Annotated in this window: 18 protein-coding genes; 9 read left to right on the top strand and 9 right to left on the bottom strand. The window is 63.3% G+C overall.

Annotation, left to right across the window (positions count from 1 at the left end; genetic code table 11):
- The first annotated feature begins 217 nt into the window (after nt 1-217).
- The 6 genes from JOE27_RS22820 (at nt 218) to JOE27_RS22795 (ending at nt 5,488) form a co-directional block, all read left to right on the top strand.
- Nucleotides 218-1,282, top strand: coding sequence for an ABC transporter substrate-binding protein (locus JOE27_RS22820; RefSeq protein ID WP_046787412.1), 1,065 nt, complete (start codon nt 218-220; stop codon nt 1,280-1,282).
- Between the two features lie 109 nt (nt 1,283-1,391).
- Nucleotides 1,392-2,198: an alkaline phosphatase family protein gene (locus tag JOE27_RS22815; RefSeq protein ID WP_046787413.1), complete on the top strand. Its 807-nt coding sequence runs from the start codon at nt 1,392-1,394 to the stop codon at nt 2,196-2,198.
- Nucleotides 2,195-3,034, top strand: a complete 840-nt coding sequence (locus tag JOE27_RS22810; RefSeq protein ID WP_039602573.1) for an ABC transporter permease subunit — start codon at nt 2,195-2,197, stop codon at nt 3,032-3,034. Before JOE27_RS22815 ends, JOE27_RS22810 begins: the two co-directional genes overlap by 4 nt.
- Entirely contained in the window at nt 3,024-3,830 is an 807-nt protein-coding gene (locus JOE27_RS22805; protein ID WP_046787414.1) for an ABC transporter permease, read from the top strand. Before JOE27_RS22810 ends, JOE27_RS22805 begins: the two co-directional genes overlap by 11 nt.
- A 1-nt stretch (nt 3,831) precedes the next feature.
- Entirely contained in the window at nt 3,832-4,821 is a 990-nt protein-coding gene (locus JOE27_RS22800) for an ABC transporter ATP-binding protein (protein WP_046787415.1), read from the top strand.
- 13 nt (nt 4,822-4,834) lie between these two features.
- Complete coding sequence (locus JOE27_RS22795) at nt 4,835-5,488, top strand: HAD family hydrolase (protein WP_204920136.1); 654 nt, start codon at nt 4,835-4,837, stop codon at nt 5,486-5,488.
- Between the two features lie 100 nt (nt 5,489-5,588).
- Here the strand turns inward: JOE27_RS22795 and JOE27_RS22790 are convergent, their stop codons facing one another.
- On the bottom strand, nt 5,589-6,551 hold the full coding sequence (locus JOE27_RS22790) for an NAD(P)H-quinone oxidoreductase (RefSeq protein WP_204920134.1): 963 nt from the start codon (nt 6,549-6,551) through the stop codon (nt 5,589-5,591).
- Between the two features lie 142 nt (nt 6,552-6,693).
- On the opposite strand from JOE27_RS22790, the gene JOE27_RS22785 reads away from it, so the two are divergent.
- Nucleotides 6,694-8,775, top strand: a complete 2,082-nt coding sequence (locus JOE27_RS22785) for a carboxy terminal-processing peptidase (RefSeq protein ID WP_012313183.1) — start codon at nt 6,694-6,696, stop codon at nt 8,773-8,775.
- Nucleotides 8,776-8,886: 111 nt separating this feature from the next.
- Here the strand turns inward: JOE27_RS22785 and JOE27_RS22780 are convergent, their stop codons facing one another.
- From JOE27_RS22780 to JOE27_RS22765, 4 genes are all read right to left on the bottom strand, one after another.
- Nucleotides 8,887-9,255 (bottom strand): hypothetical protein, encoded by a 369-nt coding sequence (locus tag JOE27_RS22780; protein WP_012313182.1) that lies wholly within the window; start codon nt 9,253-9,255, stop codon nt 8,887-8,889.
- Complete coding sequence (locus JOE27_RS22775) at nt 9,252-9,590, bottom strand: helix-turn-helix transcriptional regulator (RefSeq protein ID WP_204920132.1); 339 nt, start codon at nt 9,588-9,590, stop codon at nt 9,252-9,254. The genes JOE27_RS22780 and JOE27_RS22775 overlap by 4 nt, the downstream gene beginning before the upstream one ends.
- A gap of 100 nt (nt 9,591-9,690) precedes the next feature.
- Complete coding sequence (locus JOE27_RS22770; RefSeq protein WP_012313180.1) at nt 9,691-10,131, bottom strand: YkvA family protein; 441 nt, start codon at nt 10,129-10,131, stop codon at nt 9,691-9,693.
- Between the two features lie 279 nt (nt 10,132-10,410).
- A complete protein-coding gene (locus JOE27_RS22765) occupies nt 10,411-11,175 on the bottom strand; it encodes an FKBP-type peptidyl-prolyl cis-trans isomerase (RefSeq protein ID WP_012313179.1) in 765 nt (254 codons plus the stop codon).
- 361 nt (nt 11,176-11,536) lie between these two features.
- On the opposite strand from JOE27_RS22765, the gene JOE27_RS22760 reads away from it, so the two are divergent.
- Nucleotides 11,537-12,859, top strand: a complete 1,323-nt coding sequence (locus tag JOE27_RS22760) for a hypothetical protein (RefSeq protein WP_204920130.1) — start codon at nt 11,537-11,539, stop codon at nt 12,857-12,859.
- Between the two features lie 63 nt (nt 12,860-12,922).
- On the opposite strand, the gene pcaQ is transcribed toward JOE27_RS22760, so the two are convergent.
- The 4 genes from pcaQ to JOE27_RS22740 form a co-directional block, all read right to left on the bottom strand.
- The gene (pcaQ, locus tag JOE27_RS22755) at nt 12,923-13,855 is read right to left on the bottom strand and encodes a pca operon transcription factor PcaQ (RefSeq protein ID WP_046787419.1); all 933 of its coding nucleotides are present in this window, start codon (nt 13,853-13,855) and stop codon (nt 12,923-12,925) included.
- A gap of 544 nt (nt 13,856-14,399) precedes the next feature.
- Entirely contained in the window at nt 14,400-14,762 is a 363-nt protein-coding gene (gene nirD, locus JOE27_RS22750; protein ID WP_046787420.1) for a nitrite reductase small subunit NirD, read from the bottom strand.
- Nucleotides 14,762-17,314 carry a nitrite reductase large subunit NirB gene (gene nirB / locus JOE27_RS22745; protein WP_115272958.1) on the bottom strand — a complete coding sequence of 851 codons (2,553 nt, stop codon included), beginning with the start codon at nt 17,312-17,314 and terminating at the stop codon, nt 14,762-14,764. Before nirB ends, nirD begins: the two co-directional genes overlap by 1 nt.
- 302 nt (nt 17,315-17,616) lie before the next feature.
- Nucleotides 17,617-21,390 (bottom strand): bifunctional nitrate reductase/sulfite reductase flavoprotein subunit alpha, encoded by a 3,774-nt coding sequence (locus JOE27_RS22740; RefSeq protein ID WP_204920129.1) that lies wholly within the window; start codon nt 21,388-21,390, stop codon nt 17,617-17,619.
- Between the two features lie 334 nt (nt 21,391-21,724).
- On the opposite strand from JOE27_RS22740, the gene map reads away from it, so the two are divergent.
- The gene (gene map, locus JOE27_RS22735) at nt 21,725-22,501 is read left to right on the top strand and encodes a type I methionyl aminopeptidase (RefSeq protein WP_161871212.1); all 777 of its coding nucleotides are present in this window, start codon (nt 21,725-21,727) and stop codon (nt 22,499-22,501) included.
- Nucleotides 22,502-22,576 lie beyond the last annotated feature (75 nt).

The raw sequence follows: 22,576 nt of genomic DNA, 5'->3' as shown, positions 1-22,576 counted from the left end.
CAGATTCGGGCCAAGCCTTATGAATCGGGGCTTGCGATCTGGTCTACGCTGTATTCGCAGGAGGCGGCAGCACCTGGTTCAACCCTTCCCTTACATCAAATTGTCACGCAACCGGCCTACCTTGGCGCAAGGTTTGCTGACCTAGACCAAAGGTTAGCCAAGCAAGGCTTCACTCATAACAACGATCGCGCAAGGCACCCACCCAAAGGAGCTTCGGATGAAAAAGTTGTTCATGGCGTCACTGCTCGGCTCGGCCATGGCCCTGTGTACCTCGGCCATGGCCGCCGGCACCGACCTCAAGGCCCTGGAAGACGCTGCCCGCAAAGAAGGCACGATCAACAGCGTGGGCATGCCCGATGCCTGGGCCAACTGGAAAGGTACCTGGGAAGACCTGGCCAGCAAGTACGGCCTCAAGCACACCGACACCGACATGAGCTCGGCCCAGGAAATCGCCAAGTTCGATGCCGAGAAGGACAACGCCAGCGCCGATATCGGTGACGTCGGTGCCGCCTTCGGCCCGATTGCCGTGGCCAAGGGCGTGAGCCAGCCGTACAAACCGAGCACCTGGGACCAGGTACCGGGCTGGGCCAAGGACAAGGATGGTCACTGGGCGCTGGCCTATACCGGCACCATCGCCTTCATCATCAACAAGGACCTGGTGAAGGAAGAAGAACGCCCTAAAACCTGGCACGACCTGGAAAAAGGCAAGTACAAGGTCGCCATCGGCGATGTCAGTACTGCCGCCCAGGCCGCCAACGGCGTGCTGGCCGCAGCCATCGCCTACAAGGGCGATGAGAGCAACGTCGCCCCGGGCCTTCAGCTGTTCACCAAGCTGGCCCAACAGAAGCGCCTGTCGCTGGCCAACCCGACCATACAGACCCTGGAAAAAGGCGAGGTCGAAGTGGGCGTTGTGTGGGACTTCAACGGCCTGAGCTACCGCGACCAGATCGACCCGAAACGCTTCGAAGTGCTGATCCCCTCGGACGGGTCGGTCATCTCCGGCTACACCACCATCATCAACAAATACGCCAAAAACCCCAATGCAGCCAAGCTTGCGCGTGAGTACATCTTCAGCGATGCCGGGCAGATCAACCTGGCCAAGGGGCATGCCCGGCCGATCCGCGCCGAGCACCTGAAACTGCCCGCGGACGTGCAGGCCAAGCTGCTGCCTAACGAGCAGTACGGCGCTGCGCAGCCGATCAAGAAACCCGAAGTGTGGGAAGCGACCTCGAAAAAGCTGCCGCAGATGTGGCAGGAGCAAGTCATCATCGAGATGGAATGAAGAAGCTTCAAGCTGCAAGCTGCAAGCTACAAGTGCAAGCAGGTGATCGACATGCCGGCTCGTTCTTGCAGCTTGTAGCTTGAAGCTTGCAGCTCCACTGGGAGCCACCATGCAACACAATGTCATCCTGGTCCTGCTCGACGGCCTCAACCACCAGGTGGCCCATCACGCCATGGGCCACCTGCACGCTTACGTCGAAGCCGACCGTGCCGCGCTGTACCGCGTGGAATGCGAGCTGCCGTCGCTGTCCCGGCCGCTGTACGAGTGCATCCTCACCGGCGTGGCGCCGATCGACAGCGGCATCGTGCACAACAACGTCAACCGCCTGTCCAACCAGCGCAGCGTGTTCCACTACGCCCGCGAGGCCAACCTGGGCACTGCGGCGGCGGCTTATCACTGGATGAGCGAGCTGTACAACCGCTCGCCCTTCGACCCGCAGCGCGACCGCCATACCCACGCGCCGAAGCTGCCGATCCAGCATGGCCTGTTCTATTGGGACGACCGCTACCCCGACTCGCACCTGCTGGCCGACGCCGAGTACCTGCGCCGCCGCCATGCGCCGAACTTTTTGCTGGTGCACCCGATGAGCATCGACGACACCGGCCACCGCCACGGCCTGGACAGCAGCCAGTACCGCAACGCTGCGCGCAGCGCCGACATCCTCTTGGCCGACTACCTGCCGCACTGGCTCGAAGAGGGCTACCAGGTACTGGTCACCGCCGACCACGGCATGAACAACGACCGCTCGCACAACGGCCTGCTGGCCGAAGAGCGCGAAGTGCCGCTGTTCGTGTTTGGCGACGCCTTCAGCCTCGACCCGGCCGCCAAGCCGCTGCAAACCGAGCTGTGTGGCACCATCTGCGAGTTGCTGGGCGTTGCCCACGACAAGACCGTCTGCCGGGAGCTGCTCAAGTGAATGCCGGCGCCCGCGGGCGCTACCTGGCCCTGCTCTGCCTGCTGCCGTTCGCTGTGTTCTTCGTCATCTTCCAGATCGCCCCGCTGGCCTGGGTGGCCATCAACAGCGTGCAGTCGGAAGCAGGCTGGGGGCTGGCCAACTTCAGCAAGGTGTTCGCCTCGAAGTTCTACCTGCAGGCGCTGCAACGCAGCCTGGAAATCAGCTTCTGGTCGAGCCTGTTCGGCATCATCATCGCCACCCTCGGTGCTTACTCGCTGCGCCAGGTGGATTCGCGCCTGCGCGACTTCGTCAGCGCTTTCGCCAACATGACCAGCAATTTCGCCGGCGTGCCGCTGGCCTTCGCGTTCATCATCCTGCTTGGTTTCAACGGGGCGCTGACCCTGCTGCTCAAGCAGGTTGGCCTGCTGGAAGACTTCAGCATCTACTCCAAAAGCGGCCTGATCCTGGTCTACACCTACTTCCAGATCCCCCTGGGCGTACTGCTGCTCTACCCGGCCTTCGATGCCCTGCGCGAGGACTGGCGCGAATCGGCCGCGTTGCTGGGCGCCAGCCACTGGCAATACTGGCGGCACATCGGCCTGCCAGTGCTGACCCCGGCCCTGCTCGGTACCTTCGTCATTCTGCTGGCCAATGCCCTGGGCGCGTATGCCACGGTGTATGCGCTGACCACCGGCAACTTCAACGTGCTGCCAATCCGCATCGCCGGCCTGGTGGCCGGTGACATCAGCCTGGACCCCAACCTGGCCAGCGCGCTGGCCATGGTGCTGGTGGGCTTGATGACGGTGGTCACGGTCGTCCATCAATGGCTGCTGAAACGGAGCTACCATGCACGCTAACCGCTCAACCAGGCCGAGCGCCGGCAGCCTCTATCACCGCGCCGTGGTGTACCTGCTGTTTCTCATTCTGCTGCTACCACTGGCCGGCACCCTGCTCTACTCGCTGGCCACCAGCTGGTCAGCCAGCCTGCTGCCCAGCGGCCTGACCTTCAAGTGGTACGTGGCGCTGTGGGGCGAGCCGCGGTTTCTGGCGGCCTTCGGCCAGTCGCTGCTGGTGTGCGTGGGCGCGCTGCTGCTGTCGGTGGTGCTGATCCTGCCACTGCTGTTCGTGGTGCACTACCACTTCCCCAGGCTCGACGCACTGATGAACATCCTCATCCTGCTACCGTTCGCGGTACCGCCGGTGGTGTCCTCGGTGGGCCTGCTGCAGCTGTACGGCAGCGGGCCGATGGCCATGGTCGGCACGCCGTGGATCCTGATCGGCTGCTACTTCACCATCGCCCTGCCGTTCATGTACCGGGCGATCACCAACAACTTGCAGGCGATCAACCTGCGCGACCTGATGGACGCCGCCCAACTGCTCGGCGCCAGCACCTGGCAGGCGGCGTTCCTGGTGGTGCTGCCCAACCTGCGCAAAGGCCTGATGGTGGCGCTGCTGCTGTCGTTCTCGTTCCTGTTCGGCGAATTCGTGTTCGCCAACCTACTGGTCGGCACGCGCTACGAGACCCTGCAGGTGTACCTGAACAACATGCGCAACAGCAGCGGCCACTTCAACAGCGCGCTGGTGATCTCGTACTTCGCCTTCGTGCTGGTACTGACCTGGGTCGCCAACCGCCTGAACAAGGACAAGACCTGACATGAGCTTCGTCAGCGTACAGAAACTGCACAAACGCTATGGCGGCACCCCGGTGTTCGAAAACATCGACTGCCAGATCGAACGCGGCGAGTTCGTCACCCTGCTCGGCCCTTCCGGCTGCGGCAAGTCCACCCTGCTGCGCTGCATCGCCGGGCTGACCCCGGTGGACGGCGGGCAGATCCTGCTCGACGGCCAGGACATCGTGCCGCTGAGCCCGCAAAAGCGCGGCATCGGCATGGTGTTCCAGAGCTATGCGCTGTTCCCCAACATGACCGTGGAACAGAATGTCGCCTTTGGCCTGCGCATGCAGAAGGTCAAGGCCAGTGACACTCAGGTACGTGTGCGCGAGGCGCTGGAACTGGTGGAACTGGGCAGTTTTGCCGGGCGTTACCCGCACCAGCTGTCCGGTGGCCAGTGCCAGCGGGTGGCTCTGGCCCGCTCGCTAGTCACCCGGCCACGCCTGCTGCTGCTCGACGAGCCGCTGTCGGCGCTGGATGCGCGTATTCGCAAGCACCTGCGCGAGCAGATCCGCGCCATCCAGCGCGAACTGGGGCTGACCACCATCTTCGTTACCCATGACCAGGAAGAAGCGCTGACGATGTCTGATCGCATCTTCCTGATGAACCAGGGGCGCATCGTGCAGAGCGGCGACGCCGAAACCCTGTACACGGCCCCGGTGGACCTGTTTGCCGCCGGCTTCATCGGCAACTACAACCTGCTCGACCCGGACAGTGCCAGCCGCCTGCTGCAACGCCCGGTAGCCAGCCGCCTGGCGATTCGCCCCGAGTCGATCACCTTGAGCCGCGATGGCGAACTGGACGGCGAAGTGCGCAGCCACAGCCTGCTGGGCAATGTGATCCGCTACCGGGTACGGGTTCGTGACGTGGAGCTGGTGGTGGATGTGCTCAATCGCTCATCGGCCGACCTGCACGCGGACGGCCAGCGGGTATCCTTGTCGATCGACCCCACGGCGCTACGGGAAGTGGCCTAAGGAGATTCAACGCATGGCACTGGCAATTTTCGATCTGGATGAAACCCTGATCCATGGCGACTGCGCGTCGCTATGGAGCGAGCAGATGGCGCGGCTGGGCTGGGTCGACGGCAAGGAGTTCCTGCGCCGCGACCATGCCCTGATGGAGGCCTACGGCAAAGGCCACTTGCAGATGGAAGAGTACATGGCCTTCAGCCTGGAGCCGATTGCCGGGCGTACACTGGAAGAGGTCGAGCACCTGGTGGAGCCATGGGTGGAGGATGTCATCGAGCCGATCATTTTCGGTGATGCCTGCCGCTGCATCGCCGAGCATCGCAAGCGTGGCGACCGCATCCTGATCATTTCCGCCTCGGGCACTCACCTGGTCGGGCCGATTGCGGCGCGGTTAGGGGTGGACGAGTACCTGGCGATCGAGCTGGAGGCTGTGAACGGGGTGTATACCGGGAGGACTCATGGGGTGCTGACTTACCGGGAGGGCAAAATCACCCGCTTGCTGGAGTGGCTGGACCAGGAGCAGGAAAACCTGGAGGGGGCGAGTTTCTATTCCGATTCGCGCAACGACCTGCCGTTATTGCTCAAGGTGGATCATCCGCATGTGGTGAACCCGGATGCGGTGTTGCGCGAGCATGCCGAAAAGAATGGCTGGCCGATACTGAGCTGGTCTTGAGGGCCATGGGGGCGCTTTGCGCCCCTTTCGCGACACAAGGCCGCTCCTACGGTAGGAGCGGCCTTGTGTTGCGATGGGCTGCAAGGCAGCCCCGGCAATCTCACGCCAGGCTAGCGTCGATCACCATCACCAGCTTGCCCGACACCTGATTGCTCTCAAGCTCGGCATACGCTGCCTGGGCGAATTCGACGGGGTAGGTGTCCACCAGCTGTGGCGACAAGCGCTTTTCGGTGAACAGCGGCCACACCTGCTGCTGCAGCTCACGCAGCAGCTCGGCCTTGAACCCGTCATCACGGTTGCGCAAGGTGGAACCGGTGATTTCCAGGCGCTTGCCCAGCACCTGCGCCAGGTCCAGTTCAACCATGCGCCCGCCCATCAGGCCGATGATCACCCAGCGCCCATCGCGTGCCAGCAACTTGAGGTTGAGCTGCCCGTAACTGGCACCCACCGGGTCGAGAATCACGTCGAACGGGCCCATGCCCTCCAGCGCTTCCAGGTTTTCGTTGCGCACCACTCCGCCCGTCGCGCCCAGGGCCTGGCAGTACGCCAGGCGGTCCTGCGAGCCAACGCTGACGTACACCGGGTTGCCGAACGCCTTGCACAACTGAATGGCTGCCGAGCCGACACCGCTGGCACCGGCGTGTACCAGCACCTTCTCGCCGGCCTTCACCGCACCGAGCTGGAAAATGTTCAGCCACGCGGTGGCGTAGACCTCGGGCAGCGCTGCTGCCTCGTGCAGGCTCAGGCCCTCGGGCACCGGCAGCACATGGCGGGCATCGACCACCACTTCCTCGGCCATGGCCCCGCTGGCCAGCAGCGCGCACACCCGGTCGCCTACCCGCCAGTCGGCGCCTGGCCCCACTTCTTCCACTACCCCGGCGCATTCCAGGCCCATGTACGGGCTGGCACCGGGTGGTGGCGGATAAAGGCCCTTCATCTGCAACAGATCGGCCCGGTTCAGGCCCGCCGCAGCCACGCGGATGCGTACCTGGCCGGCATCCAGGGCCGGGCGCTCGGCCTCGACCCACTCCACATGTCCGTCTTCGCCTTGCAATGCCTTCACAGTGCCTCCATAGTTGATTGACATGACTGAGCCTGGGGTATCCACGCCCCTGGCTTTTTGCAGTATTTGTCCGGCTCCATGGAACCGGCAACGGAAAAGACGGCCTACTATGCGTGATCAATTGCCTCCACGTCGAATCAGCATGAAGCATTTCCTCCCAAGCACCGCCCTGGCCCTGATGATCGGCCTGGGCAGCCTCACGCTCGGCGGCAATGCGGCGGCCGCCAACAAATGGGACAGCCTGCAGCCGGACCGTGACGAAATCGTCGCCAGCCTCAACGTGGTTGAGTTGCTCAAACGCCACCATTACAGCAAGCCGCCGCTCGATGACGCCCGCTCGGTGATCATCTACGACAGCTATATCAAGCTGCTCGACCCTGCGCGCAGCTACTTCACTGCGGCCGACATCGCCGAGTTCGACAAGTGGAAGAGGCAGTTCGACGACTTCCTCAAAAGCGGCAACCTCGACCCGGGCTTCACCATCTACAAGCGCTACCTGGACCGCGTCAAGCAACGCCTGGACTTCGCCCTGGCCGAGCTGAACAAGGGCGTCGACAAGATGGACTTCACCGCCAAGGAAACCTTGCTGATCGACCGCAAGGACGCCCCGTGGCTGAAGAACCAGGCCGAGCTGGACGACCTGTGGCGCAAGCGCGTCAAGGACGAGGTGCTGCGCCAGAAGATCGCCGGCAAAGAGCCCAAGCAGATTCAGGAAACCCTGACCAAGCGTTACAAGAACCAGCTGTCGCGCCTGGACCAGACCCGTGCCGAAGACATCTTCCAGGCCTACATCAATACCTTCGCCCAGTCCTACGACCCGCACACCAACTACCTGTCGCCTGACAACGCCGAAAACTTCGACATCAACATGAGCCTGTCGCTCGAAGGCATCGGCGCGGTGCTGCAGAGCGACAACGACCAGGTCAAGATCGTGCGCCTGGTGCCTGCAGGCCCTGCGGCCAAGACCAAGCAGGTGGCCCCGGCCGACAAGATCATCGGCGTCGCCCAGGGCAACAAGGAAATGGTCGACGTGGTCGGCTGGCGCCTGGACGAAGTGGTCAAGCTGATCCGTGGCCCGAAAGGCTCGGTTGTGCGCCTGGAGATCATCCCGGCCAGCAATGCCCCGAGCGACCAGACCAGCAAAGTGGTGTCGATCACCCGCGAGGCGGTCAAGCTTGAAGAGCAGGCGGCCAAGAAGTCGGTGCTCAAGCTCAAGCAGGCTGGCCGTGACTACAAGCTGGGCATCATTGAAATCCCGGCCTTCTACCTGGACTTCAAGGCTTACCGAGCCGGGGACCCGGAGTACAAGAGCACCACGCGCGACGTGAAAAAGCTGCTCACCGAACTGCAAAAGGAAAAAGTCGACGGCGTGGTCATCGACCTGCGCAACAACGGCGGCGGTTCCCTGCAAGAAGCCACCGAGCTGACCAGCCTGTTCATCGAGAAAGGCCCCACGGTGCTGGTTCGCAACAGCGATGGCCGGGTTGACGTGCTAGAAGACGAAAACCCTGGCGCCTTCTACAAAGGCCCCTTGGTGCTGCTGGTCAACCGCCTCTCGGCCTCGGCCTCGGAAATCTTCGCCGGCGCCATGCAGGATTACCACCGCGCCTTGATCATAGGCGGCCAGACCTTCGGCAAGGGCACCGTGCAAACCATCCAGCCGCTCAACCATGGCGAGCTGAAACTGACCCTGGCCAAGTTCTACCGGGTGTCCGGGCAGAGCACCCAGCATCAGGGCGTACTGCCGGACATCGACTACCCGTCGATCATCGACACCAAGGAAATCGGTGAAAGCGCCCTGCCCGAGGCCATGCCGTGGGACACCATCCGCCCGGTGGTCAAGCCGGCGGCCGACCCGTTCAAGCCCTTCCTGGCGCAGCTCAAGGCCCAGCATGAAGCGCGCAGCGACAAGGACGCGGAGTTCACCTATATCCGTGACCGCCTGGCACTGACCCAGAAGCTGATGAACGAGAAGACCGTCAGCCTCAACGAGCAGGACCGCCGTGCCCGCCACGATGAGATCGAGGCCAAACAGCTGGCGCTGGAAAACATCCGCCGCAAGGCCAAGGGTGAAGAGCCGCTGAAGGAACTGAAGAAAGAGGACGAGGACGCCCTGCCGACCGAGGATGAAAACACCAAGCCCGAAGACGACGCTTACCTGTCCGAGACCGGTCGCATCCTGATCGACTACCTGAGTGCCAGCACCAAGGTGGCCAAGCAGTAATCAGTCAGCGCTGATGTGAAACAGAAGGGGCCGGGCACGTAAGTGCCCGGCCCCTTCTGTTTTCGGTGTGTGGCGTTGGTGGGAGTTTGGCGGGGCAGGTCTATCGGCCTGTCAGGCAATCTCCGGGTAGGCGTACTCGAATACCCGCACAACTTCCGAAGCATGCCACGACGCTGCCTCCATGCCGTCGACCGGCCCGGAGAAGCGCCCAAGGCGCTCCACACATTCGAAGAAGCCGGTACGCGGCAGGCGGCTGGCGCCCTGGCTGATCACCAGCGAGCTGCGCAGCGGCTGCTCGGCACGGGCATCGAGCACCGCCAGGTATTCAAGCGCTGCAGTCAGCGTCTGCATGGCCGGGCTGGGCAATTGCAAACGCTCGATCAGCGCGCGGTAAGTCAGCAAATGCCGTTGACGGCGGGCCAGGTCAAGCTCATCCAGCAAGCTTTGCCAATGCTGACGGCTGATCCTGACCTGGCTCATGACGGCTCGCTCCAGCCCGCCACACCCAAGTGCCAGGCCAGGGCACGGCGGATCGCCGCATCCGGCTGGCGTTCACCCGACTCGATCATCGCCAGGTAGGCGGGGCTTACCCCCACATTTCGCGCCAATTGCTCTGGCGCAATGCCTTTGGCCTGACGCAGCTGCGCCACTTCGCTGAAGGCGGGCAAACTGGCGCTTGCCGCACTGTGATCGCTGGTTTCGCCAACCGCCTCGGCAGGCGCCTGGCCGGCCGCCTTGAGCAGCGCCTGATACTGCTCCCAGGGAACGACTGCGTACTCGGGCTGACCGTCCCGGCTAATGACCTGAATACCCATTACAACCCCCTTACGTAGGATTACCGCATGTAATCCGTAGGCATAACCCTTATGCCAATTATATTACCAAGCCCGGGGGTCTGTGGGGATCTGCTCGATTTCAGTGCGTTTTACGCTCCAGGCGCAAAGCTTCAGGGGTGTCGGGCAAGCGCTCGACCACGCGCAGGCGCTCGGGTGCCTGGCTGTCGCGCCAGGCCTTGAAACGCGCCAGCTCATCGGAGACGGTCTTCAGCACCCAGCCGAGCACGGCAATATCATCGAGAAAGCCTACGCCCAACAGCCAGTCGGGGATCGCATCGATGGGGCTGACGAAGTACAGCAGGCCGGCGACGATGGTCACCAGTGCCTTGGGGCTGATCGCCCGGTACTCGCCACGCCACCAGGCCAGGCACAGCGACTGCAACAGCTTGATGTCTTCACGCAACTGGCCCAGGCGTGGCCCTTTGCGGGCCACGGCGAACAGCAAAGCCGGCAAGCGGCCACGGCTAAGCAGGCGCTCGGCCAAGGGCAGGAAGCGGGCGAAATTCCAGGGTGCGCTCATGTAGCCTCCAGCAGGGAGAGGTTATCCACATTTATTGTGGATAACCTTGTGAACAGGGCGAAGTTTCTGACGGCAGGTGCCTGTAAAGCAAGGGCCCCGGTCAGATCGGGCGTTTTTTACACAGTCGTTTCAGAACCGCAAACGATTTGCGTCAGAAGCCTCCTGCTTCTTCACACTGCCCTTTCTCGGACAATCTCCTGGCCACGAGGTTCGGCCCAATGCCTGATGCACAAACGACAACGCCCCGGCGAGCGGGGCGTTGTGCACTACCAGCCAGTATTACTTGGCAGGTGCTTCAGCCGGAGCTTCGGCAGGTGCCTGAGCTTCAGGCGCGTCGCCCTGCAGCTGGGCCGGGTCTTTGATGGCGATCAGTTCCAGGTCGAACACCAGGACCGAGTTGGCCGGGATCAGCGGGCTTGGGCTCTGTGCGCCATAGGCCAGCTCAGCCGGGATGAACAGTTTGTACTTCTCGCCAACGTGCATCAGTTGCAGGCCTTCGACCCAGCCTGGGATGACACCGCTGACCGGCAGGTCGATCGGGCTGCCACGCTCTACCGAGCTGTCGAACACCTTGCCATCGATCAGCTTGCCTTCGTAGTGGACAGTGACCACATCGGTCGGCTTGGGCTGCGGGCCGTCGGCCTTCTTGACCACTTCGTACTGCAGGCCCGAGGCGGTGGTGACCACACCTGGCTTCTTGGCATTTTCTTCGAGGAACTTCTTGCCTGCGGAGGCGGCTTCTTCGCTGGCCTTGGCCAGACGCTCCTCGGCGCGCTTCTGCAGCGAGGTGAAGGCTTCTACCAGCTCTTCGTCCTTGATGCGCTGTTCTTTCTTGCCAACGGCGTCTTCGATGCCGAGGGCGACGGCTTTGGAATCAAGGTCTTCCATGCCTTCCTGAGCCAGGCTCTTGCCCATGTTCAGGCCGATACCGTAGGAGGCTTTCTGTGCCGGAGTTTTCAGCTCGGGGCTGCTGGCCTGTTGATCACAGCCAGCCAGTACCAGGCCTACCAGGGCAACCGCAGCCGCCAAACGATGCTGTTTCATGCTATTTCCTTGTTCATGCGCCATATGGGCAATCAGGGTAAAGCCGCGAGCTTATCAGGCGGCCATTACCAATGGCTACCGGCATAAGAGCGGGTTTCATGGAGTAAGTTCACTCGACAACGCGCTTGCACACAACCTTACGGGCGTTTGGCCAGTATTGACCATATGCACAGCGGACGCCCCTGCAAAACTGGCTCTTCCAGCGACCAGCCCCGCCCTGGCATTTCTGCCAGTAGCGCCGGATTCGAGCCTGGCCTCCAATGGCCCTGCAACGCATCCAGCCGCATCTGAGTGAGCCGCGATGGCTGATAACGGCGTGAAGCCTTGATGCCCAGCGGTCACTCATCACCAAGGAAAAGTCATGAACACTTCACGAAAGCCTGCCCGCTCAACCCGCGTGCCCCCAACCTTGGCCCAAGCATCCATGCAGTTGCCACAAGCTCCCATCGATGGTGCTTATGGCATCGATGGGATTGCCTACATCCTTGAAAAAAGCGCCGGGTCTCGTGCCGACAGCACTGCAATCATCAACAGCATGGTCACCGATGGACGCAGTTATGTAATCGGTGAAAGCTTCAACCCGAACACTGAGGACGCCAGGGTCTTTGTGGCTAGCCTGAAACAAAACGGAAAGCTGGATGGCAGCTTCAATGGCGATGGAATTTTCGATTTCAACAAGACTGCAAGCGCAGCCTATGAGGCACCCGAGAGCATCGCAGAAGATGATGCAGGTAATTTACTGATCGTTGTCCCGGTGCAGGGGGAGTCAGCCAGTCACCTTTGGAAACTGAATGCCGAAGGGCAACCGGATCTGACGTTTGGTGAGGGCAAGGGGTACGTTGCTACCCATGCATTGGTCAAGGAGGAACTGCTGCTGGAGCACCTGGCTTTGGCGAAAGACCATATTTTCGTCACAGGCTTGCGTCGCGGCCCACAGAAATTCGAACCGGTGGTGATCGGGCTGGACAGTGACGGCGCATTGCGCTTGGATTTTGGCGCTGATGGCATCCTCGATGTCAGCAAGCTGATTCCCGATACCCACTCACACATCATCGACGGCATTGCCAGTTTCACCCCCCCCTCAGGTTCGCAGCACCTTGTATTGGCCTTGTATCTGATGCAGGGGGAAGACGCGTATGGCGTCACCACAGCCTTGACCACCGACGGGAAAGTGGACAATGCCTTTGGCAACAATGGCCAGCACTGGTCCGCGCCATGGATCATCAATAACGGTTTTTCCGTAGACCCCGTCGCGGAACGAATCACTTTCTACGGGGAACTGTACGACCTCGATGAAGATATCAGCCACCCGACTGTTTACCGAATCGACTATTCGGGCATGCCGGCCAGAGAGTTCAACGGCGGCGAAGCGCTGGTGTTTGACCAACCGGGCGGTTGGTATGCGGGAGTAGAGACAGGCGATGGCCTGGTCGGCTACGGTAGTTTCTACACTTATACGCTTGCCTTTAGCTTGACCTCGGATGGCACGTTTGACACCCGCTTCGTCCCTCCCTTCGGTTATGGCCAGGTCGGCGCTCAAGTGCCAGAGGACGGCTTCTATGCATCGGGATCGACGGTCACGCTCGATCCAGGCAACAAGCGCTTGTTGATCAATGGCCGTGACGAAGAGGCGCGAGGTTCCACTGTTCCTTGTGTGGTCGCGGTGTCTTTGCGAACCGCTTGATAACAGTTGGGACGTACACCACACGAGCGTTTCTGGGCCAGGAACGCTCGGCTACAACGAAGCTTACGGGTACAACCGCTCGCGATATTGCCCCGCCACTTCCCGCAATACATCGCACACCCACTGCCCCGGCAGGCTCAGCGCCAAGGCGGCATTGCGGCAGATGCCCACCGACCCGCCTGGCTCCCGCACCCCCAGATCGAGCTCGGCCAACTCACCGCGGCGCAGGTCAAGCAGCACCGCATCACGCGGCGCCACCCATACGGCATCACTGCCCAGCAGGTAGCGGCGGCTCAAGGCCAGCGAAAGGGTCTCCAGGCGCTGCGCCGGCAGTTGAATGCCGCATTGCACGAACAGGCTGTCGGCGTGCTGGCGAATGGTAGTGCCCGGTGGTGGGAGCACCAGTGGATAACGGCCAACGCGTGATCGGTCTACCTGCATACTGGCCAGCAAGGGGTGCCCGGGGCGCACGACCAGGGCCATCGACTCGCTGTACAGGTGTTCGAACGACAACCCCTGGATCTGTGGGCTGTCGGTCATGCGCCCGACCACCAGTTCCAGTTCGCCCAGGCGCAACTGGCCGAGCAACTGTGCACTGGCGCCGGTCACCACGCTGATCAGCAACGCTTCATGGCGTTGATGCAGGCGGCACAGCACCTCGGGCATCAGCAGGCCTTCGACCGTGGACAGCACGCCGATGCGCACCTGCGACGGCGCCCGCGCTTCACCGCGCAAGCTGCTCACGCCGTCGCGCAGGGCCTGTACGCTGGGCCCGGCGTAATGCATGAAGCGGGTGCCGGCCGGGGTCAGCTCGACGCCCTGGCGGCTGCGCTCGAACAGGCGCGTCTCGAGCAGGTCTTCAAGCTCCTTGAGGGTCTTGGAAATTGCCGGCTGGCTGATCGCCAGAATGTCGGCGGCCCTGGCCAGGCTGCCCTGCCGGGCAATCTCCAGGAAGCACAGCAGGTGGCGGTACTTGATGCGGGTGTCGAGGTTCATGCGCCAAGCTTACCGCATCGCCACCTGTGGCGTATCCGGGTCGCGCGGCTGGCGGCTGGCGGCTGGCGGCTTGCGGCTTGCGGCTTTCAGATCGGGTGAATATCCATTCGCCATGGAGGCGCTGATTCACCTTTCCGCCCTTACGGCGGGTTACTTTGGTCGTGGCCAAAGTAACCAAAACCGTCGGCTCCCATCATCCGGCCCCTACGCTGCGCTCCGGGGTTCCCTCGCTCCGGCCTTGCTCCCGGGAGGACCGCGCTGACGGCCCATCCATGGGCCGCAGCGCTTGACGGGCATCCATGCCCGTCACCTCCCTTCGCAAGACCTGCGCTCGGCCTCCTGAAGTCGCAATCGGCGGCGCCTGAGCTATCGCGCGCTTAGAAGCAAAAGCAAAAGCAAAAGCAAAAGCAAAGCAAAGCAAAGCAAAGCAAAGCAAAGCAAAGCAAAGCAAAGCAAAGCAAAGCAAAGCAAAGCAAAGCAAAGCAAAGCAAAGCAAAGCAAAGCAAGAGCAAGCGCAAGCGCAAGAGACAGGCAAGAGCCGGGATCAGGCCACTGCCACTTCCACCGCCTCCCCGTTCATTCGTACCGGCCACACGCGTAACCGCTGGCCGGGATCTTCCAGGCACGCACCGCTGTGCAGGCTGAAGTGCTGTTTGTACAGCGGTGCTGCCACCACCAGCTCGCCTTGCAGGCTGCCCACCAGCCCGCGGCCAATGATGTTGGCTCCGGAGCGTGGGTCGCGGTTGTCCACCGCGTACAGGCTCTGCGCCTGCCCAGGCAGGTAGAACAAGGCGACCTGGGTGCCATCGAGCCACACCACCACACCAGAGTCGGCGACCAGGTCATCGGTGTTGCACACCGCTTGCCAGTTGGGTTGCTTTGCCACAGCAGCATTGGACAGGTTCATCACACAGCCTCCTCGACGGTAGGGATCAGGTGCAGGGGTGCAGCGGGGCGACGCTGTTCACGCTCGCGGACAAAATGCACGTCCGGGTCGGCGCGTCGATCGTTGACGAACGTGCGGAAGCGCTTGAGCTTTTCCGGGTCGTTGAGGGCGTTGGCCCATTCGCATTCGTACTGCTCGACCACATGCTGCATCTGCGCTTCCAGCTCGGCAGCCAGGCCCAGGCTGTCGTCGAGGATCACCTGCTTGAGGTAGTCCAGGCCGCCGTCCAGGCTTTCGCGCCATACCGACGTGCGCTGCAGCTTGTCGGCGGTGCGGATGTAGAACATCAGCACGCGGTCGATCAGGCGCACCAGGGTCTCGTCGTCCAGGTCGGTGGCGAACAGTTCGGCATGCCGTGGGCGCATGCCGCCATTGCCACAGACGTAAAGGTTCCAGCCTTTGTCGGTGGCGATCACGCCGATGTCCTTGCTTTGCGCCTCGGCACATTCGCGGGTGCAGCCAGAGACCGCGAACTTGAGCTTGTGCGGGCTGCGCAGGCCCTTGTAGCGGTCCTCCAGGCGCAGCGCCATGGCGACGCTGTCCTGCACACCGTAGCGGCACCAGGTGCTGCCTACGCAGGACTTCACCGTGCGGGTCGATTTGCCATAGGCGTGGCCAGTCTCGAAGCCGGCCTCGATCAGCTCGCCCCAGATCAGCGGCAGCTCGTGCAACTGGGCGCCGAACAGGTCGATGCGCTGGCCGCCGGTGATCTTGGTGTAAAGGTCGTACTTCTTGGCCACCTGACCGATCACGATCAGTTTGTCCGGGGTGATTTCGCCGCCGGGAATGCGCGGCACCACCGAGTAGGTACCGTTTTTCTGCATGTTGGCCATGAAGGTGTCGTTGGTGTCCTGCAGTGGCACCAGCGCAGGGTCCATGATCGGCTGGTTCCAGCACGAAGCGAGGATGTTGCCCACCGCCGGCTTGCAGATGTCGCAGCCGACATGGCCCTTGCCATGGCGCGCCAGCAAGTCGTTGAAGGTGCGTATGCCACCCACCCGCACCAGCCCGTACAGCTCCTGGCGGGTGTAGGCGAAGTGCTCGCACAGGCTCTTGTCCACGGTCACGCCACGGGCGGTGAGTTCATGCTCGAACACTTGCTTGAGCAACGCCGCGCAGCCGCCACAGCCGGTAGCCGCTTTGGTGCAGCCTTTGACCGCGGCAAGGTCGGCGCAACCACTGTCGATCGCTGCGCACACTGCGCCCTTGCTGACGTTGTGGCAGGAGCAGATGGTCGCGCTGTCAGGCAGCGCATCGGCGCCCAGGGCCGGTGCGCCACCGCTTTGCGGCAGGATCAGCGCCGCCGGGTCGGCAGGCAGGGCGATGCCGTTCTGAGCGTATTGCAGCAGTGTGTCGTAGTAGCTGTTGTCGCCCACCAGCACCGCACCGAGCACATGCTTGCCACTGGCATCGACCACCAGCCGGCGATAGGCGGCGTTGGCCTCGTCGATGAAGCGGTAGCTGCGCGAGCCGGGCGTGGCGCCATGGGCGTCGCCGATGGAGCCGACATCGACGCCCAGCAGCTTGAGCTTGGTCGACATGTCGGCCCCGGTGAATTCCCCGGCCGCCTCGCCCAACAGCAGCGCCGCCAGGTTGCGCGCCATGCTGTAGCCCGGAGCAACCAGGCCGAACACGCTGCCGTTCCACGAGGCGCATTCACCGATGGCGAAGATGCGTGGGTCGCTGGAGCGGCAGTGATTGTCGATCACCACGCCACCGCGCGCGGCGATCTCCAGGCCGCAGGCACGGCCCAGGGCGTCCTGCGGGCGGATGCCGGCAGAGAACACGACCAGGTCGGTTTCCAAGTGTTCGCCACCGTCGAAATTCATCCGGTAGCGGTAGGCCTCACCATCGCTGATCGACTGGGTAGCGCGCGACAGGTGCACGCCGACGCCCAGGGCTTCGATCTGCGCCTTGAGCGCGGCGCCGCCTTCAGCATCCAGTTGCACCGGCATCAGCCGCGGGGCGAACTCCACCACATGCGCTTGAAGGCCCAGGGACTTAAGGGCATTAGCTGCCTCGAGGCCCAGCAGGCCGCCGCCAACCACCACGCCACGGGTGGCATCAACGGCAGCGGCGCGTATCGCGTCGAGGTCGTCGAGGGTGCGATAGACCAGGCGCGCGTTGCCGCTGGAGCCCTCGATCGGGGGCACGAAGGGGTAGGAACCGGTGGCCAGGATCAGCTGGTCATACCCATAGCGGCCTTCGGCGGTAACCACTTCACAGCGCTCGCGGTCGATTTGCAGCACCGCTTCACCCAGGTGCAGGTGCACACCGTTGACGCCATAGAAGCCCTGCTCGCACAGCGCCAGGGTTTCGGCACAGCTGCCGCCGAAGTATTCAGACAGGTGCACGCGGTCGTAGGCGCGCTGGCGCTCCTCACCGAACACACGCAGCTCGAAGCGCGCCAGCGCGCCGCGTTCGACCAGTTGCTCGACGCAATGGTGGCCCACCATGCCGTTGCCGACGATGACCAGTCGCTCTCGTTGCCCGCTGCTCGCTGTTGCCTTCATAAGCCGATCCTCGATCAAAAAAAAAGCGCCTGGAGCCGAAGCTCCAGGCGCCTTTGCCTGTATTCATCACGGTGTGCCCCCGGTTGATCGCCGTTGATCAGTGGGGCTTGTTGTGTTGGAGATAAAGCACGGAATGTGCCAGTTATGTTGCCTGGCCCGGCCTTATCGCCGGCAAGCCGGCGCCCACGGCTGCAGCACAGGGCTTGAGAGCAGCGGAGCCCGTGCAGGAGCCGGCTTGCCGGCGATAGCGCCAGCCCAAACCATGCACATTCAAGGTGCGTTGCTCCCCATCCTGGAGCATTTCAGTACACATCCCGCCGATACCGCTTGGCCTTGCTCAAACCTTCCACATAGGCATCGGCATCCACGCCCCCATGCTCGGCAATGATCTCGCGCAGCACCGCATCCACATCCTTGGCCATGCGCTGAGCATCACCACAGACATAGAAGTACGCCCCCGCCTCCAGCCACTGCCATACCTGCGCACCCTGCTCACGCATCCGCTGCTGCACATAGATTTTCTCTGCCTGGTCGCGGGAAAACGCCGTATCCAGGCGCAGGTGTCCGCTCGCCTGCCAGGCCTGCAACTGCGCGTGGTAATAAAAGTCGGTGGCTGCATATTGCTCGCCGAAGAACAGCCAGTTTTCCCCTTTTGCACCCCGCGCCTCGCGCTCTTCGAGGAACGCACGAAACGGTGCGATGCCTGTACCGGGGCCAATCATGATCAGCGGTACATCATCGTCATCAGGCAGGCGGAAATGCCTGGACGCCTGGGGGAAGATCGCCACCTTCGCAGCCTGCCCCCGGTCAGCGAGGAAGCTTGAGCACACCCCTTTTCGCTGGCCATAACGTACGGTAGAGACGGTCAGATGCACCTGGCCGGGGTGGGCCAATGGGCTTGAGCTGATCGAGTACAGCCGCGGTTGCAGGGGTTTGAGCAGGTCGAGCCAGGTTGCCAGCGGCAGGTCCTGTGCAAACGCGCGCAGCACGTCGACCAACTGCCGGCCCCACAGCCAATCCTGCAGTGCGGCCTTGCGTTCAGGCTGCAACAGGTGCCGCAGGTCGTCAGCCTGCTGGCTGAACACCTGCAGTTGCTGTGGGGTGACCCTGGCAATTTCCAGGTGCGACTCCAGTGCCTGGGCCAACGGCATGGGCGGCTGGCCCTTGAGTTGGACCTGGGTCTTGCCGTCCTGCTGCATCAGCGCCAGCAATTCCTCCACCAGCGCCGGGCAGTTGCGGGGCCACACGCCGAGCGCATCGCCCGCTGCGTAGGTGAAGCCGCTGCCTTGAATATCGAACACCAACTGGCGGGTTTCCTTGCTCGAGCCGGGGCCACTGAGCAGGTTGTTTTCCAGCAGGGTAGCCGCCCACGGCCGTTGCTTGCTGCAGGGCGCAGCCAGTGCGGGCTCGTTGACCGGTAGCGCTACGCCAGCGCTGCCCAGCTCGGGCAACAGCGCGTCGAGCCAGGTGGCAAAGGCCTCATCGAAATCCGGTTCACAATCGACCCGCGGCAGCAGGCGGCGCCCGCCCAGTTCGGCCAGGCGCTGGTCGAGCTTGCGACCAAACCCGCAGAACTGGGCGTAACTGGAGTCGCCCAGGGCCAGCACGGCATAAGGCAGCTCGGCGCAGTGGGCGCCCTCCTCGCCCTGCAGCGCCCGCCAGAACGCGGTGGCGCTGTCGGGCGCATCACCATCGCCGAAGGTGCTGGCAATCAGCAGCACACTGGCCGCACCTTGCAGCTGGCTTGGGCTGACCGCCTCCATGCAACTGAGCTGTACCTGCAGCCCTGCGCCGTGCAAACGCTCTGCGCAGCGCTCGGCCAGCGCCTCGCCATTGCCGGTCTGCGAGGCCCACAACACCTGATGTCGGGGCGGGCCGGGGGGCATGGCCAGCAGCACGCGGGCAGGCTCCGGGGCAAGGGTGGTGGTGCCAAGGTCGAGGGCATCGATGCGTTCGCCGGCAACCCGCTCAAGGGCCACGGCGCAGTGCTTGAGGGCAGGCTGCAGCGACAGCGGGTCGACCGCATCGCAGGTCACGGCATTGATTGCCAGGTGCTCGCCGATCACATCGTTCCAGTGGAACGGCGCGAAGCAATTGCCCGGCATGACCCGGTCGCTGACACGCGCCGGCAGCACGGCCCGGCCACGGCGCGAGCGGATCGCCACCTGGTCCTTGTCCTGGATACCCAGCCGCGCGGCATCCTCGGGGTGGAGTTCGACAAAGGGGCCGGGCTCTAGCCTGTTCAGCGCCGGTACCTTGCCGGTCTTGGTCAGGGTGTGCCACTGGTGTTGCACGCGGCCGGTATTGAGCACCAGCGGGTAATCGGCGTCCGGCAACTCCGACGCGGGCAGCCAGGGCCGGGCGAAGAAGCGGGCCTTGCCACTGGCTGTAGGGAACACCAGGGACGAGGGTGCGCCTTCTTCGATGTAACGCACGGGGCTGCGGTCGTCCACGCGGCCCGGCGCGCAAGGCCACTGGTGCGGCTTGTCACGCAGTTGCGGGTAGCCGACCCCACGCAGGTCGTAGCCGGTGAGCGGGTTGTGGAAGCGGCGGATTTCGTCATACACCGCTTCGGCGTCGGGGTAATCGAAGGCCTCGGCATAACCCATGGCACAGGCGACCCGGGCGATGATCTGCCAGTCCGGCAAGCTCTGGCCTGGTGCAGCCACGGCGCGAGGCATCAGTGTGAGGTTGCGTTCGCTGTTGATCATCACGCCCTCACCTTCAGCCCAGAGGGCGGCGGGCAGGAGAATGTCGGCGTAAGGGTTGGTTTCGGTGTCGAGAAAGGCATCCTGGGTGATCACAAGCTGCGCCTGGCGCAGGCCATCGATCACCTGCTGGCGATTGGCGACGCTGGCCACCGGGTTGCTGCAGATGATCCAGCAGGCCTTCACTTCACCCGTTTTCATCTGCTCGAACAGCGCTACCGTGCCCTCGCCGCTTTCTGCTCGCAGGCTGCCCGGTGCCAGGCCCCATTGCGCTTCGACAAAGCTGCGGTCGGCGTCGATCAGCGCCGAACGTTGGCCCGGCAGCCCCGGCCCCATGTAGCCCATCTCACGGCCACCCATGGCATTGGGCTGGCCGGTCAGCGAGAACGGCCCACTGCCGGGGCGGCAGATGGCGCCGGTGGCCAGGTGCAGGTTGCACAGCGCATTGGTATGCCAGGTGCCGTGCACGCTCTGGTTCAGGCCCATGGTCCAGCAGCTCATCCATTCACCCGCGCTGCCGATCAACGCGGCAGCCTGGCGGATGTCATCTTCTGCAAGGCCGGTGATGGCCGCGACGCGTTCAGGCGTGTAGTCCTCGAGGAAGGCCGGCAGTGCCTCCCAGCCCTCGGTGTGGCGGGCAATGAAGGCGCGGTTTGTCTGGCCATTGCGGTGCAGCAGGTGCAGCAGGCCGTTGAGCAGGGCCAGGTCGCTGCCGGGGCGCACTTGCAGGAACAGGTCGGCCTTGTCGGCGGTGGCGGTGCGCCGCGGGTCGACAACGATCAGTTTCGCTCCAGCCTTTACCCGGTCGAGCAGGCGCAGGAAGAGGATCGGATGGCAGTCGGCCATGTTGGCACCGATCACCAGGAACACCTCGGCACGCTCGAAGTCCTGGTAACTGCCGGGCGGGCCATCGGCCCCCAGCGAAAGTTTGTAGCCGCTGCCGGCGCTGGCCATGCACAGGCGTGAATTGGACTCGATATGGCGCGTGCGGATAAAGCCCTTGGCCAGTTTGTTGGCCAGGTACTGGGCCTCCAGTGACATCTGCCCGGAGACGTAAAGCGCTACGGCGTCCGGGCCGTGCTGGTCGATGATGCCGCGCAGGCGCTCGGCAGCCTGGGCGATGGCCTGGTCCATGCTGCTGCGCGCCGGTTCATGGTCGCGTTGCTGGCGTACAAAGGCACTTTCCATGCGCCCGGCGGCGGTCAGGGGCAGGTGCGCGGTGAGGCCTTTGGTGCAGAGGCGGCCGAAGTTGCTCGGGTGCAGCTTGTCACCGCTGATCTTGCTGACCTTGCCATCGGCCACGCTCATGACGATGCCACAGCCTACGCCGCAATAGGGGCAGACGCTGCGTACTTCGGTGCTGGCCATGGGGGGGGTCTCCTGGTGCAAACGCAAAAGGCGCCGGTTGCCCCCGGCTTGCTTTGCAAGCGAGGGCAACACGGCGCCTTTGTCGTGAAGGGTTGAAGGCAGTCGACGTTGACGGCCTTGATGGTGGTCTTTCAGCAATTGTTGGGCCAGCTGTGCCCTGGGGCCGCTTTGCGGCCCTTTCGCGACACAAGGCCGCCCCTACAGGCGCTAGCCATGTGCCGCTAACGGTTGCACAGCAGCCCCAAAACGGTGACCGACGCACCATCAGGTGGCAGCCGGGCGCCCCATGGCGCTATGCTGAAAGCTTTCCGCCTCAGAGCTACTTTGCACCCACATGTCCCAGGTGATCCTCAAGACCCCCGCCCAACTCGACCTTATGCGCAACGCCGGCCGTTTACTGGCCCAGGTATTCGCCGACCTCGATACCTTCATCCGCCCCGGCGTGACCACCATGCAGATCAACGACCGCGCCGAGGCCTTCATCGTCGGCACCCTCAAGGCGCGCCCGGCGAGCAAGGGCCAGTACGGTTTCCCCTACGCGCTCAATACCTCGGTGGACCACGTGGTCTGCCACGGCATGCCCAAGGCCGATGAGGTGTTGAGTGAAGGGTCGATCATCAACGTCGACATCACGCTGGAACAAGGCGGCTACATCGCCGACTCGTCGAAAATGTATTGCCTGGGCCCGGTCAGCGATGAGGCACGGCGCCTGGTCGACACCACCTATGAGGCCTTGTGGAAGGGGATTGAGCAGGTGCGCCCGGGGGCGACGCTTGGCGACATCGGCCACGCCGTCCAGGCCCATGCCGAGGCGGCGGGCTACAACGTGGTGCGCGAGTACTGCGGCCATGGCATTGGCCAGCAAATGCATGAAGGGCCAGAGGTGCTGCATTACGGCCAGCGCGGCATGGGCATGAAGCTCAAGCCGGGCATGGTGTTTACCATCGAGCCGATGATCAACCAGGGCGGGCGTGGCACGCGGACCTTGAAGGACGGGTGGACGGTGATTACCCGTGACCACACGCTGTCGGCGCAGTGGGAACATACCGTCGCGGTGACCGAGGATGGGGTCGAGGTGCTGACGCTACGCAAGGAAGAGCACGTGGGCTGAGCGCACGGCGCAGACACAAAAAAAGCGACCCTAAGGTCGCTTTTTTTGTTACTTCTGTCCCGTCCTGAATAAGGT

Source organism: Pseudomonas sp. M5, assembly GCF_016907075.1.
Taxonomy (GTDB): domain Bacteria; phylum Pseudomonadota; class Gammaproteobacteria; order Pseudomonadales; family Pseudomonadaceae; genus Aquipseudomonas; species Aquipseudomonas putida_E.
Note: the sequence above shows the minus strand (reverse complement) of the source record. Positions and strands in the feature narration are given on the sequence as shown.